Here is a 13306-nt window from a genome sequence, read left to right as displayed (position 1 = left end):
AGCCCGACGACTGTCATCCAGGTGTACAGGTTGCCGTTGTACGTTGCGCCGTCCAGAACCAGCGACATCGTGTGCAGCGACAGGATGAATGCGATCAGCACGCCAAGTATCGTCACGGTATGCGACGTCTTGCGACCGATGATATTGCCGAAAAATTTGGTACCAAACAGACCTGCAATCATCGAGCCGGCAAGTGGTGCCAGCGGTACGATCAGCAAGAGGTTAGGGTTAAGTTGCCCCGCCATGATGAACCTTATCTTTATTCGTTATTGTTCGGAATTAGCCTTTGAGGCTGTCTAGGTCTTCGACATTGATGGTATCCAGGGTACGGAACATGGACACCAGTATGGCAAGACCGATTGCAGCTTCAGCAGCAGCTACCGTCAAGATGAAGAAAACAAAAATCTGGCCGGCTGCGTCACCCAGGAAATAGGAAAACGCGACGAAATTCATATTCACAGCCAACAGCATCAATTCGATTGCCATCAGCAATATGATGATGTTTTTACGGTTCAGAAAAATACCGACTATCGAGATCGCGAACAGGATCGCGCCGAGTATCAGGTAATGTACGAGCGATAACTCCACAACACTCCCCTTATTTTTGTTCTGCTGCAGGAGCAGCTGGTGATTGATCGCCGTTGGCGCGCGTGGATTCCGCTTTCATCTTCACGATGCGCAGACGATCCGAAGCCTTGACCCTGACGGCATCGCCAGGCGAGAAATACTTGCTGTCCTTGCGCTTGCGCATCGTCAATGCCACTGCCGCCACCATCGCCAGCAGCAACAGCAATGCAGCGAGCTCGAACGCATACAGATACTGCGTGTAGATCAGCTTGCCCAGTTCTTTCGTGTTGCCGATCATCGCGGCCGCTTCCGGCACTTGCGTATGTGATTTCCAGAAGCCGCGGAACAGGACGGCCGCCATTTCCAGCACGATCACCACGCCTATAGACGCTGCCAGTGGCAGGTAACCCCAGAAACCTTCGCGCACATTGCTGAGCTTGATGTCGACCATCATCACGACAAACAGGAACAGCACCATCACCGCGCCGACATACACCAGCACCAGTACGATGGAAAGGAACTCGGCCTTGAGCAACATCCACAATGCAGACGCCGTACAAAACGACAGCACCAGGAACAATGCAGCATGAACCGGATTGGAATCGGTGATCACACGTATGGCAGCGAATACCAGTATCGCTGAGAACACGTAAAACAAGACTGTTGTAAATTCCATAATCAACCAAGAAGTCAGCGTAATGCTGCCAATATTATTAAATCAACGATAGGCCGCGTCTGCGGTGCGTGCAGCTGCAATCTCAGGTTCGTAACGGTCGCCTACGGCCAGCAACATTTCCTTCGTGTAGTACAAGTCGCCGCGTTTCTCGCCGTGATATTCGAAAATATGCGTTTCAACAATCGAATCGACCGGGCAGGATTCTTCGCAAAAGCCGCAGAATATGCATTTGGTCAGATCGATGTCGTAACGTGTGGTGCGGCGCGAGCCATCATCACGCTGTTCGGATTCGATCGTGATCGCCATCGCCGGGCACACTGCTTCACACAGTTTGCAGGCGATGCAACGCTCTTCACCATTCGGGTAACGACGCAATGCATGCAGACCGCGGAAACGCGGCGACTGCGGTGTTTTTTCTTCCGGGAACTGCACGGTAATTTTGCGCGAGAACATGTAGCGCCCGGTCAGGGCCATGCCCTTGAGCAGCTCACGCAACATCAAACTACCGAAAAAATCCTTAATTGCTTCCATCTTGGCTTCCCTCTTTGCTCAGCCTTGCTGCATTAATTCCAGATATTCCACGAGGTTTTCATCCAGATCGCGACGATCAACAGATAAACCAAAGTCAAGGGAATGAACACTTTCCAGCCCAGACGCATGATTTGATCGTAGCGATAGCGTGGGAACGATGCACGGAACCAGATAAACAAGGTCACGACAAACAGTGTCTTCATGCCCAGCCAGATCCAGCCTGGTATCCAGGTGAACGGTGCCATATCGATCGGTGACGACCAGCCGCCCAGGAACATCAGGGTTGCCATCATCGAAATCAAAATCATGTTCGCGTATTCAGCCAGGAAGAACATCGCGAACGACATGCCCGAGTACTCAACCATGTGACCGGCCACGATCTCGGATTCGCCCTCGACCACGTCAAACGGATGGCGGTTCAATTCAGCCGTACCCGAAATGATGTAGATGACGAACATAGGCAGCAGCGGCAACCAGTTCCATGACAGGAAGGTCAGGCCCATGGAAGCACCACGGCCGGTAGTCTGTTGCGTGACAATTTCAGACAGGTTCATGCTGCCCGACACCATCAGCACGATCACCAGCACGAAGCCCATCGCGATTTCATATGAAATCATTTGTGCCGAAGCGCGCATCGCACCGAGGAAGGCATACTTGGAGTTCGATGCCCAGCCGGCCACGATCACGCCATACACTTCCAGCGAAGTAATCGCCATCACGAACAGCAAACCTGCATTGACGTTGGCCAGGGCTGCTTCCGGTCCGAATGGAATCACGGCCCATGCAGCCAGCGCCGGCATGATGGTCATGATAGGTGCGATGACAAACAGGGCTTTGCTCGATTTTGCCGGAACAACGATTTCCTTCAACAGCAATTTCAATGCATCGGCGATAGGCTGCAGCAAACCTGCAGGCCCGACGCGGTTAGGTCCCAGACGCACGTGCATCCAGCCGATGACTTTACGTTCCCACAGTGTGAGATAAGCAACGCAACCCATGACCGGCAAGACAACTGCGACGATTTTTACCAGGTTCCACACCAGCGGCCAGTAATAGCCGAGGTAGGTTTGCCCCAATGCGTGGACGGATGCCAACAAATGATCCATTACGCTTTCTCCACGCTGATAGCACCAAACATCGCGCCCAAGCCTGCGGTCTCTTGACGACCGGCAGCTACGCGCACCACATTTGCTGGCAATGCAGGAGCAATCGCTGCGACCAGCACTGCGCTACCCTCACCTTGCTTGACCTTGACCTTGTCGCCGGCAGCCACACCCAGTTTGGCCGCCAACTCTGACGACAACCATGCTTTAGGCGCAGCAGCATCGCTGGTTTCCTGCAATGCAGGTGCGCGGCGCACGATTGCATCGGTCGAATAGATCGAGACGTCGGCAACGCGTTCCAGTGCAGCCGATGGCGCTGCAACAGCAGCCTGCGGCGTCGCCTTGCCGAAATTATTCAAGCGTGCACCCAGATTCGCGTCCGCCGGTGCCGAAACACCGAGAATTTCATTGCGGATGGCTTCCGACGTTTCATATTCAAAACCTTGCAAGCCGGCCAGATTGCCCAATACGCGCAACACTTTCCATGCCGGGCGGGTATCAGCCAGTGGCTTGACGGTGCCGTTGAAACTTTGCGCCCGTCCTTCGCAGTTGATGAAGGTGCCTGAGGTTTCCGAGAATGGCGCGATAGGCAGCAAGACGTCTGCGAAATCCATCCCATGCTTGAATGGCGACATCACGACGACCATCTCTGCCTGATCCAGCGCACGACGTGCAGCCTGCGGATTGAAGGTATCCAGCTCAGGCTCTGCATTCAGCAGCAAATACGCCTTGCGAGGCTGCGCGAAAATCTGCGCCGCATCTGCACCGTTGGCGCCAGCGATGTAACCGCCGACGCTATTGGCTGCTTCCGTCAGGAAGCCGAATTTGGCTTCAGTGTTTTGTGCTATCCATTGCGCTGCCGCGTGCAATTGCGCTGCCTGCGGATGCTGCAACACTGCATTGCCGAGCAAGACTGCCTTCGGCTCAGCCGACAACAGGCTGCCAGCGATTTGCTTGGCTGCGTCCGATGCTGCGATCTTTTCAAAGCCGGCCGGAGCAGCGATGCCCTTGGCTTGCGCAACTGCTGCCACGACTTCAGACAATGCAGCCAACCAGTCGGATGGCGCCTTGATCATCTTGTTGGCAAGCGGCATCAGCAAGTCGTCGTCGGTCGCATGCAAGATGCTGACGCGCGCGCCCTGCTTGACGGCCTGCCGCAAACGCGCTGCCAGCAATGGATGGTCTTTACGCAGGAAGGAACCGATCACGAATGCCTGCTTCAAGCCGGCGAATTCTGTAATCGACATGCCCAGCCATGGCGTGATCGATGCATCCAGTGCGGAATCGGATTGGCGCAAACGGAAATCCACATTGTTGGAACCCAGGCCGCGCACGAACTTCTGCAGCAAGGCCAGTTCTTCCAGAGTCGAATTCGCTGTCGCTACGGCCGCGATCGCATCGGCGCCGTGCTCATGCTTGATATTGCGCAAGCCGTGCGCGACATATTCAAGCGCAGTTTGCCAATCGGTTTCCTGCCACTTGCCGTCTTGCTTGATCATCGGAGTGGTCAGACGATCATCGCTGTTCAAGCCTTCATAGGCGAAGCGATCCTTGTCTGAAATCCAGCACTCATTGACATCGTCGTTTTCCAGCGGCAGCACGCGCATGACTTTGCCAGCCTTGACTTGCACCGTCAGGTTTGCACCCAGACTGTCATGCGGGCTGACTGATTTGCGACGCGACAATTCCCAAGTACGGGCGCTGTAACGGAAAGGCTTGGAAGTCAGTGCGCCGACCGGGCACAGATCGATCATGTTGCCGGACAATTCGGAATCTACCGTTTTGCCGACGAAGGAAGTGATTTCTGCGTGTTCGCCACGACCCAGCATGCCGAATTCCATCACGCCGGCAATTTCCTGGCCGAAACGGACGCAACGCGTGCAATGTATGCAACGGCTCATTTCTTTCATCGAAATCAGCGGGCCTACATCTTTAGGCACAACAACACGCTTCTCTTCTTCGTAACGCGATGAAGATTCGCCGTAACCGACCGCCAGATCCTGCAATTGGCATTCGCCGCCTTGATCGCAAATCGGGCAATCCAGCGGATGGTTAATCAGCAGGAATTCCATCACGCCTTTTTGCGCCTTGATTGCCTTCTCGCTATGCGAGCGCACGATCATGCCTTGCGAGACTGGCGTCGCGCAGGCTGGCAAGGGCTTCGGTGCTTTCTCGACCTCGACCAGGCACATGCGGCAGTTAGCCGCGATGGACAATTTTTTGTGGTAACAAAAGTGCGGGATGTAGGTGCCAAGTTTATTGGCAGCGTCCATCACCATGCTGCCTGCCTGCACTTCGACTTTTTTACCGTCTATTTCGATTTCAACCATGGCTTTGCTTTTTTGCCTTAGTGTTCTCAGTTACGTAATCAGCGAGCTGAATCAAACGTACGCGGGTACCAAGCAATGCTTATGCTCGATGTGATATTCAAATTCTTCGCGGAAATTCAGGATCATCGCGCGTACCGGCATCGCCGCTGCATCACCCAGTGCGCAGATCGTGCGGCCCTGGATATTGTCAGCAATCGAATTGAGCATATCGAGATCTTCCGCCCGGCCCTGGCCGTTTTCGATACGGTGCACCATGCGATACATCCAGCCGGTACCTTCGCGGCAAGGCGTGCATTGACCGCATGATTCTTCATAATAGAAGTACGACAGACGCAGCAGGGATTTGACCATGCAACGCGTTTCATCCATCACGATGACCGCACCCGAACCCAGCATCGAGCCGGCTTTGGCGATCGAGTCGTAATCCAGATCGGTGTTCATCATGACGTCGCCGCGCACGACAGGCGCCGATGAACCGCCAGGAATAACTGCCTTGATTTTCTTGCCGTCGCGCATGCCGCCGGCCAGATCCATCAAAGTGGCAAATGGCGTTCCGAGTGGAACTTCATAATTGCCCGGACGTGTTACGTCGCCAGAGATCGAGAATATCTTGGTGCCGCCATTGTTAGGCTTGCCCAGTGCTGCATACGCTTCGCCACCCATCTTGAAGATGAATGGAACGGCAGCAAAGGTTTCTGTATTGTTGATCGTGGTCGGTTTGCCGTACAAACCGAAGCTGGCCGGGAAAGGCGGCTTGAAGCGCGGCTGGCCTTTTTTGCCTTCCAGCGATTCCAGCAATGCCGTTTCTTCGCCGCAAATGTAAGCGCCATAACCATGGAACGCATGCAACTGGAAAGTGAAGACGGAACCCATGATGCGGTCGCCGAGGAAACCGGCGGCGCGTGCTTCTTCCAGCGCTTCTTCAAAACGATCGTAATCGGCAAAAATCTCGCCGTGTATATAGTTGTAGCCGACAGTGATACCCATCGCATACGCACCGATCGCCATGCCTTCAATCAAGGCGTGCGGATTGTAGCGAATGATGTCGCGATCTTTAAAAGTACCCGGCTCGCCTTCATCGGTATTACATACGAGGTATTTCTGACCCTCGTAGTTTTTCGGCATGAAGCTCCACTTCAGGCCAGTCGGAAAGCCCGCACCACCGCGACCGCGCAAGGACGAAGCTTTCAGCTCCGCGATCACTTGTTCAGGCGTGATTTTTTCATTCAGGATGCGTTTCAGCGATTCGTAACCACCGCGCTTGACGTAATCCGCCAAATGCCAGTTCTTGCCATCGAGGTCGGCCAGTATCAGTGGTTTGATGTGGCGATTGTGCAGGCTGGTCATTTTTTCAATTCCTCTACCAGCGCATCGATCTTGTCATCCGACATGAAGCTGCACATGCGTTTGTTATTGACGATCATGACAGGCGCATCGCCGCAAGCACCCATGCATTCGCCTTCGACCAGCGTGAACTGATCGTCTGCCGTGGTTTCATGGTAGTCGATGCCCAGCTTGTGTTTCAAATAGTGCGCCGCCTTTTCGCCGCCAGACAATGCGCAAGGCAAATTGGTGCAGACTGAAATCTTGAACTTGCCGACCGGCTTGGTGTCGTACATATTGTAGAAAGTCGCAACTTCCTGCACCGCGATCGCCGGCATGCCCAGATAGTCGGCCACTTCCTGCAAAACCTCAGGCGCGAGCCATCTGGTTTCGTCTTGCGCAATGGCGAGCACCGCCATAACGGCAGACTGTTTCTGGTCTGCTGGAAATTTGGCGATCTCGCGATCGAATTTTTTATACGCTTGCTCTGATAACAGCATGTCTATGCCTCAAATATTGAGCCGCGATTAGCGGTCAATTTCACCAAACACAATATCTTGCGTGCCGATGATGGTTACTGCATCGGCAATCATGTGACCCTTGGCCATTTCATCCAGACCTTGCAGATGCGGGAAGCCTGGCGCCCGAATCTTCATCCGATACGGTTTGTTCGCGCCATCCGAAATCAGATAAACGCCAAACTCACCCTTCGGATGTTCCACCGCAGCATACGCTTCACCAGGTGGAACGTGAAAACCTTCCGTGAACAATTTGAAGTGATGGATCAAATCTTCCATGTTCGACTTCATGCCGACGCGTGACGGTGGCGCAACCTTGTGGTTGTCCGTCATCACAGGACCCGGATTGTTGCGCAGCCATTCAACGCATTGCTTGATGATGCGATTGGACTGGCGCATTTCTTCAACGCGCACCAGGTAACGATCGTAGCAATCGCCATTGGTGCCAACCGGAATATCGAAGTCCAGCAAGTCATAGACTTCATACGGCTGGTTCTTGCGCAAATCCCACTCGATGCCGGAACCGCGCAACATCGCGCCGGTAAAGCCCATGGCTTTCGCACGTTCTGGCGACACCACACCGACGCCGACCAGACGCTGCTTCCAGATACGGTTATCGGTCAACAGCGTTTCGTACTCATCAACGTAAGTCGGGAAACGGTTGGTGAAGTCTTCAATGAAATCGAGCAGGGAACCCTGGCGATTTTCATTGAGCTTGTTGATCGCCTTGGCATTGCGGATGATCGAAGCCTTGTGTTGCGGCATCGTGTCCGGCAAATCGCGGTACACACCACCCGGGCGGTAGTAAGCGGCGTGCAGACGCGCACCGGAAACCGCCTCATAGCAATCCATCAAATCTTCGCGTTCGCGGAATGCATACAGGAACACGCCCATCGCGCCAACGTCGAGCGCATGCGCGCCCAGCCACAACAGGTGATTCAGCAAACGGGTGATTTCATCGAACATCACGCGTATGTATTGCGCGCGCAGCGGCACTTCCAGGCCGAGCAGCTTCTCGATCGACATCACATAGCCGTGCTCATTGCACATCATCGACACATAGTCGAGCCGGTCCATGTACGGTACGGATTGCAGATAGGTTTTTTGTTCAGCCAGCTTTTCAGTCGCGCGATGCAGCAAACCGATGTGTGGATCGGCGCGCTGTATCACTTCGCCATCCAACTCCAGCACCAGACGCAGCACACCGTGCGCAGCCGGATGCTGAGGACCGAAGTTAAGGGTGTAGTTCTTGATCTCTGCCATTATTTCACCCCGTACTGTTCTTCACGGATCACACGCGGCACATTTTCGCGCGGGTCTATCGTGACGGGCTGGTAAATAACCCGTTTTTGCTCTGGATCGTAACGCATTTCAACGTAACCGGAGACAGGGAAATCCTTGCGGAATGGATGACCGATAAAACCGTAATCGGTCAGAATGCGACGCAAATCGTTGTGGCCTTCAAACAGGATGCCGAAGAAGTCAAACGCTTCGCGCTCGTACCAGTTGGCGGTCGGCCAGATATCCATCATCGAGGCCACCACCGGCATTTCATCATCCGGCGCGAATACGCGCACGCGCAAGCGCCAGTTGTGCTCGATCGACAGCAGGTGCGAAACGACCGCAAAGCGCTGGCCTTCCCATGCGCCATCGCCATACGTCGAATAATCAACGCCGCACAAATCTATCAATTCTTCAAAGCGCAAATCGGCGTGATCACGCAATACACGCATCGCGGATGCGTAATCATTCGACTTTACAACTATGGTGATTTCACCCAACGCGACCGTCAGGGTTTGAAGCTGATCGTCCAGCGCGTTGCGCAGGGCGGCTTCGAGGAGTTCAAGTTTGATCGTCATAATTAAGCAGGCAGCCTCTTAGCGAGCGATCGTATTGGTACGACGGATCTTGTTTTGCAATTGCATGATCCCGTACAACAACGCTTCAGCCGTTGGTGGACAACCTGGAACATACACGTCTACGGGAACGATGCGGTCGCAACCGCGCACAACCGAGTAAGAGTAGTGATAATAACCACCACCATTGGCACAGGAACCCATAGAGATCACCCAGCGTGGCTCAGCCATCTGGTCATAGACCTTGCGCAGCGCCGGCGCCATCTTGTTGCATAGCGTGCCGGCCACGATCATCACGTCGGACTGACGCGGCGAAGGACGGAACACCACGCCAAAACGATCCATGTCGTAACGCGAAGCGCCTGCATGCATCATCTCGACTGCGCAGCACGCGAGACCGAATGTCATCGGCCACATCGAGCCGGTGCGGGTCCAGTTAATCAGCTTGTCGGCTGTCGTGGTAACGAAGCCTTCGTTCAATACGCCTTCAATTGCCATGACTTACTCCCAATCCAGCGCGCCTTTTTTCCATTCGAACACCAGACCGATGGTCAGCACTCCAAGGAAAATCATCATTGACCAAAATCCCAGCATCCCTACTTCGCGCATCGCCACCGCCCATGGAACGAGGAACGCAACTTCGAGGTCAAACAGGATGAAAAGAATGGCGACGAGATAGTAGCGCACATCAAACTTCATGCGCGCATCTTCAAATGCCTCGAAGCCACATTCATAAGGGGAAAGTTTTTCTGCGTCCGGCTTGTGCGGACCGAGGATGCGACCCAATACCTGGGGCACGATACCAACACCGATGCCAACCATAATAAAGAGCAGAACGGGGAAGTAGTTTTCGAGGTTCACGATTAGCAGCAGTAAGTTATACGATTAATTAATTCGTAAAAAAATCCGTTTAAATCAGGCGACTATCTGTCGATAAAAAGCCAGCTCAGGCATACCCTTGCTGGCCTTTAAATATTTGGTGCCGACGGCGAGACTCGAACTCGCACAGCTTTCGCCACTACCCCCTCAAGAGAGCGTGTCTACCAATTTCACCACGTCGGCGCAAGACGCACATTTTAACCTGCTTTATGATATTTACTCAATGTGCAATTACATTAGAACAATAACTAAACAGGTTTTTTGCGCATTTATTTCGGGATCTGATTTGATTGACCAGTTCCAGTCGGCGCTGCAGGTTTGGCAGGTGCAGTTGCGGGTGCGTTTCCTGGTGTGACCGATGCTGCCGGCGTTGTTGCTTCAGCGCCTGGAACTGCCGATACCGGCAGATTTTCCATCACACCGGCATTGGTCGTTGCCGGCTTGTTGCTGACGAATGCCAGACCCAAAGTCGCAGCAAAGAAAATGGCGGCGGCAATGCCGGTAAATTTCGACAGGAAGTTCGATGATCCGGTTGCGCCGAACAAACTGCCGGACGCACCCGAACCGAAGGACGCGCCCATGTCGGCGCCTTTACCATGTTGCAGCAATACGAGGCCGATGATCGTCAATGCCGACAGCACTTGAATAACGACGATGATGGTGAGCAAACTATTCATTTAAATTTCCAGTCTTAGATAATTCGTAATAAAGCCTGCGGCTTATGCCGCGTGGATAATCGCTAGAAAATCCGCTGCTTTCAATGCTGCCCCGCCTATCAAGCCGCCATCTATATCCGGCATGGCAAGTAATTCGCGGGCATTTTCCGGCTTCATGCTGCCGCCGTACAAAATCCTGACTTCCTGTGCTGCCGTGGCGCTCCTTGCATGCAGACGCTGGCGCAATACTGCGTGTACTTGCTGCGCCATTTCCGGCGTAGCGGTCTTGCCCGTCCCTATCGCCCAAACCGGCTCGTAGGCGACGACGATCTTCGTCAGCTCGTTTTCTGCAATCAGGGACAACACTGCATCGATCTGCCGGCTGACAATTGCATCCGTCTGCCCTGCTTCGCGCTGCGCCAGGGTCTCACCTACACAGACGATGGGAACCAGTCCTGCATGCAATGCACGCAATGCCTTTTGTGCGACCAGCTCATCCGTCTCGCCGAAGTATCCACGGCGCTCAGAATGACCGACGATCACATAGCGGCAAGCGAATTCCAGCAACATGGCGGCCGATACTTCACCCGTGTAGGCGCCGGCATCATGGCTGGATACATCCTGCGCACCCAGTGCAATTGCGCTGTCGGCTAGCAAGGCCTGACACTGTGAAAGATAAGGTGCGGGTACGCATACCGCCGCATCACATCCAGCATTGCCAAACCCGGCGTTAATCTGTGTCAGCAACAGGGCGTTGGCAGCAATACTGCCATTCATTTTCCAGTTGCCTGCGACGAGTTTGCGGCGCATATGTAACCCATGATTCTAATAACCGGCTATTGTAGCTTGTTGCAGCGAGGACGGTCAAACGCAAGAACGTATTCCACTATGAAAAACCGCCCACGGCTTGCGCAGTGGGCGGTTTTTTATTCCAGCATCAAAACAGGAGTGAATTACTCTTGTGGCGCTGCCTCAGGATTTTCATCGGCAACGGCAGCTTTCATCGACAGCTTCAAGCGGCCACGGTCATCTGTTTCCAGAACTTTAACGCGTACTTGCTGACCTTCTTTCAGGTAATCAGCAACTGCATTGACACGCTCATTGGCGATCTGGCTGATGTGCAACAAGCCATCCTTGCCTGGCATGACTTGAACAATCGCGCCGAAATCCAGCAGTTTCAGGACGGTGCCTTCGTAGACCTTGCCAACTTCAACTGAAGCGGTCAGTTCTTCGATACGACGCTTGGCTTCCTGGCCTGCAGCTGCATCGACGGAAGCGATGGTGACTACACCTTCATCGCTGATGTCGATTTGCGTGCCGGTTTCTTCGGTCAATGCGCGTATGACTGCGCCGCCCTTGCCGATCACGTCACGGATTTTTTCCGGATTGATCTTGACCGTGATCAGGCGTGGCGCGAAGTCGGACAATTCGCCCGTGGTGCCGCTAGGCACTGCTTTTTCCATTTCGCCGAGGATATGGATACGGCCTTCTTTGGCTTGCGCCAAAGCGACTTGCATGATTTCCTTGGTGATACCCTGGATTTTGAGCTCCATTTGCAAAGCGGTAATACCGTTTGCAGTACCAGCCACTTTAAAGTCCATGTCGCCGAGGTGATCTTCGTCGCCGAGGATGTCGCTCAAGACTGCAAACTTACCGCCATCCTTGATCAAGCCCATTGCGATACCAGCCACGTGCGCTTGCATAGGAACGCCAGCATCGATCAAGGCCAGGCAGCCGCCGCAGACCGAAGCCATCGACGATGAACCGTTGGATTCGGTAATTTCCGAAACCAGACGTACCGAGTAGCTGAAGTCTTCCGGTGCAGGCAAGGCAGCGATCAGTGCACGCTTGGCCAAACGACCGTGGCCGATTTCACGACGCTTAGGTGTGCCGACACGACCGGTTTCGCCGGTGGCGAACGGAGGCATGTTGTAATGCAACATGAAACGATCCGAGTATTCGCCCATCAAGGCATCGATCTTTTGTTCGTCGCGTGCTGTACCGAGAGTTGCGATCACCAATGCCTGGGTTTCGCCGCGGGTAAACAAGGCCGAACCGTGGGTACGCGGCAAGACGCCGGTACGGATCGAGATAGGACGCACGGTACGTGTGTCGCGACCGTCGATACGTGGCTCGCCATCAAGGATTTGCGAACGGACGATTTTTGCTTCCAGATCGAACAGGATGTTGCTGACTTCTGACGAGTCCGGTGCAACGCTGCCGACGGCAACAGCTTCGGCTGCCAGATCCGCATTGACTTCTGCAAACGCATCCTTCAACTTGGCAGTACGTGCCTGCTTGTCTTTGGTTTGATATGCAGCGCGCAGCTTGGCTTCAGCAAAATGTCCGACGCGAGCGATCAGCGCCTCGTTTTTAGCTGGAGGAGCCCATTGCACTTCAGGCTTGCCACCGTCGCGTACCAGATCATGGATCGCATTGATGACTGCCTTCATTTGATCGTGACCGAACACAACCGCGCCGAGCATGACTTCTTCGGACAATTGCTTGGCTTCTGATTCAACCATCAATACAGCGATTTCGGTACCGGCAACGACCAGATCCAGATCCGAGGTAGCCAATTGCGAGGTGGTTGGGTTCAGTACATATTGACCATCGATATAGCCCACACGTGCTGCGCCGACCGGGCCTGCAAATGGAATGCCGGCAACCGACAAGGCAGCCGATGCACCTATCATGGCAGCGATGTCTGGATCAATCTCAGGATTGACCGACAACACGTGAATGATGATCTGCACTTCATTCAGATAACCTTCCGGGAACAGCGGACGAATCGGGCGATCGATCAGGCGCGATGTCAGTGTTTCTTTTTCGGAAGGACGGCCTTCGCGTTTGAAGAAGCCGCCTGG

General features: G+C 54.0%; 14 protein-coding genes and 2 pseudogenes. All 16 read right to left on the bottom strand.

The genetic code is table 11. The features are described from left to right. Positions 1–245, bottom strand: a pseudogene (locus Q7T06_RS09310) (NADH-quinone oxidoreductase subunit L); the annotation flags it as partial. A 34-nt stretch (positions 246–279) separates the two neighbouring features. After that, positions 280–588 (bottom strand): NADH-quinone oxidoreductase subunit NuoK, encoded by a 309-nt coding sequence (nuoK, locus tag Q7T06_RS09305; RefSeq protein WP_076591558.1) that lies wholly within the window; start codon positions 586–588, stop codon positions 280–282. A gap of 10 nt (positions 589–598) precedes the next feature. Continuing rightward, positions 599–1243: an NADH-quinone oxidoreductase subunit J gene (locus Q7T06_RS09300; RefSeq protein ID WP_304783915.1), complete on the bottom strand. Its 645-nt coding sequence runs from the start codon at positions 1241–1243 to the stop codon at positions 599–601. Between the two features lie 42 nt (positions 1244–1285). After that, a complete protein-coding gene (gene nuoI, locus Q7T06_RS09295; protein ID WP_304783912.1) occupies positions 1286–1774 on the bottom strand; it encodes an NADH-quinone oxidoreductase subunit NuoI in 489 nt (162 codons plus the stop codon). Positions 1775–1806: 32 nt separating this feature from the next. Further along, positions 1807–2880, bottom strand: a complete 1074-nt coding sequence (gene nuoH, locus Q7T06_RS09290; RefSeq protein ID WP_304783908.1) for an NADH-quinone oxidoreductase subunit NuoH — start codon at positions 2878–2880, stop codon at positions 1807–1809. Next, entirely contained in the window at positions 2880–5207 is a 2328-nt protein-coding gene (gene nuoG, locus Q7T06_RS09285) for an NADH-quinone oxidoreductase subunit NuoG (protein WP_304783905.1), read from the bottom strand. The genes nuoH and nuoG overlap by 1 nt, the downstream gene beginning before the upstream one ends. A gap of 51 nt (positions 5208–5258) precedes the next feature. Next, positions 5259–6554: an NADH-quinone oxidoreductase subunit NuoF gene (nuoF, locus tag Q7T06_RS09280; RefSeq protein WP_304783902.1), complete on the bottom strand. Its 1296-nt coding sequence runs from the start codon at positions 6552–6554 to the stop codon at positions 5259–5261. Next, positions 6551–7030, bottom strand: a complete 480-nt coding sequence (nuoE, locus tag Q7T06_RS09275) for an NADH-quinone oxidoreductase subunit NuoE (RefSeq protein ID WP_304783899.1) — start codon at positions 7028–7030, stop codon at positions 6551–6553. The genes nuoF and nuoE overlap by 4 nt, the downstream gene beginning before the upstream one ends. A 27-nt stretch (positions 7031–7057) precedes the next feature. Continuing rightward, complete coding sequence (locus Q7T06_RS09270; protein WP_304783896.1) at positions 7058–8311, bottom strand: NADH-quinone oxidoreductase subunit D; 1254 nt, start codon at positions 8309–8311, stop codon at positions 7058–7060. Continuing rightward, positions 8311–8907, bottom strand: a complete 597-nt coding sequence (locus Q7T06_RS09265; protein ID WP_304783892.1) for an NADH-quinone oxidoreductase subunit C — start codon at positions 8905–8907, stop codon at positions 8311–8313. Before Q7T06_RS09265 ends, Q7T06_RS09270 begins: the two co-directional genes overlap by 1 nt. An 18-nt stretch (positions 8908–8925) precedes the next feature. Beyond that, entirely contained in the window at positions 8926–9402 is a 477-nt protein-coding gene (locus Q7T06_RS09260) for an NADH-quinone oxidoreductase subunit B family protein (protein ID WP_011871307.1), read from the bottom strand. 3 nt (positions 9403–9405) lie between these two features. Next, a complete protein-coding gene (locus tag Q7T06_RS09255) occupies positions 9406–9765 on the bottom strand; it encodes an NADH-quinone oxidoreductase subunit A (protein ID WP_304783887.1) in 360 nt (119 codons plus the stop codon). 116 nt (positions 9766–9881) lie between these two features. Further along, positions 9882–9966, bottom strand: a pseudogene (locus Q7T06_RS09250). An 86-nt stretch (positions 9967–10052) separates the two neighbouring features. Further along, positions 10053–10460: a preprotein translocase subunit SecG gene (gene secG / locus Q7T06_RS09245; protein ID WP_304783884.1), complete on the bottom strand. Its 408-nt coding sequence runs from the start codon at positions 10458–10460 to the stop codon at positions 10053–10055. A gap of 42 nt (positions 10461–10502) precedes the next feature. Further along, positions 10503–11249: a triose-phosphate isomerase gene (gene tpiA, locus Q7T06_RS09240; protein WP_304783880.1), complete on the bottom strand. Its 747-nt coding sequence runs from the start codon at positions 11247–11249 to the stop codon at positions 10503–10505. A 143-nt stretch (positions 11250–11392) separates the two neighbouring features. Further along, positions 11393–13306, bottom strand: a 1914-nt coding sequence (pnp, locus tag Q7T06_RS09235; protein ID WP_304783877.1) for a polyribonucleotide nucleotidyltransferase, incomplete at its 5' end; no start/stop codon positions are given.

The organism is Herminiimonas sp., from assembly GCF_030645555.1.
GTDB lineage: Bacteria > Pseudomonadota > Gammaproteobacteria > Burkholderiales > Burkholderiaceae_D > Oxalicibacterium.
Note: the sequence above shows the minus strand (reverse complement) of the source record. Positions and strands in the feature narration are given on the sequence as shown.

Bases quoted from the DNA above. Each gene is read 5' to 3' on its own strand.
- Q7T06_RS09300 (WP_304783915.1), bottom strand. From the start codon at position 1,243: ATGGAATTTACAACAGTCTTGTTTTACGTGTTCTCAGCGATACTGGTA.
- nuoI (WP_304783912.1), bottom strand. From the start codon at position 1,774: ATGGAAGCAATTAAGGATTTTTTCGGTAGTTTGATGTTGCGTGAGCTG.
- nuoH (WP_304783908.1), bottom strand. From the start codon at position 2,880: ATGGATCATTTGTTGGCATCCGTCCACGCATTGGGGCAAACCTACCTC.
- nuoG (WP_304783905.1), bottom strand. From the start codon at position 5,207: ATGGTTGAAATCGAAATAGACGGTAAAAAAGTCGAAGTGCAGGCAGGC.
- nuoF (WP_304783902.1), bottom strand. From the start codon at position 6,554: ATGACCAGCCTGCACAATCGCCACATCAAACCACTGATACTGGCCGAC.
- nuoE (WP_304783899.1), bottom strand. From the start codon at position 7,030: ATGCTGTTATCAGAGCAAGCGTATAAAAAATTCGATCGCGAGATCGCC.
- Q7T06_RS09270 (WP_304783896.1), bottom strand. From the start codon at position 8,311: ATGGCAGAGATCAAGAACTACACCCTTAACTTCGGTCCTCAGCATCCG.
- Q7T06_RS09265 (WP_304783892.1), bottom strand. From the start codon at position 8,907: ATGACGATCAAACTTGAACTCCTCGAAGCCGCCCTGCGCAACGCGCTG.
- Q7T06_RS09260 (WP_011871307.1), bottom strand. From the start codon at position 9,402: ATGGCAATTGAAGGCGTATTGAACGAAGGCTTCGTTACCACGACAGCC.
- secG (WP_304783884.1), bottom strand. From the start codon at position 10,460: ATGAATAGTTTGCTCACCATCATCGTCGTTATTCAAGTGCTGTCGGCA.
- tpiA (WP_304783880.1), bottom strand. From the start codon at position 11,249: ATGCGCCGCAAACTCGTCGCAGGCAACTGGAAAATGAATGGCAGTATT.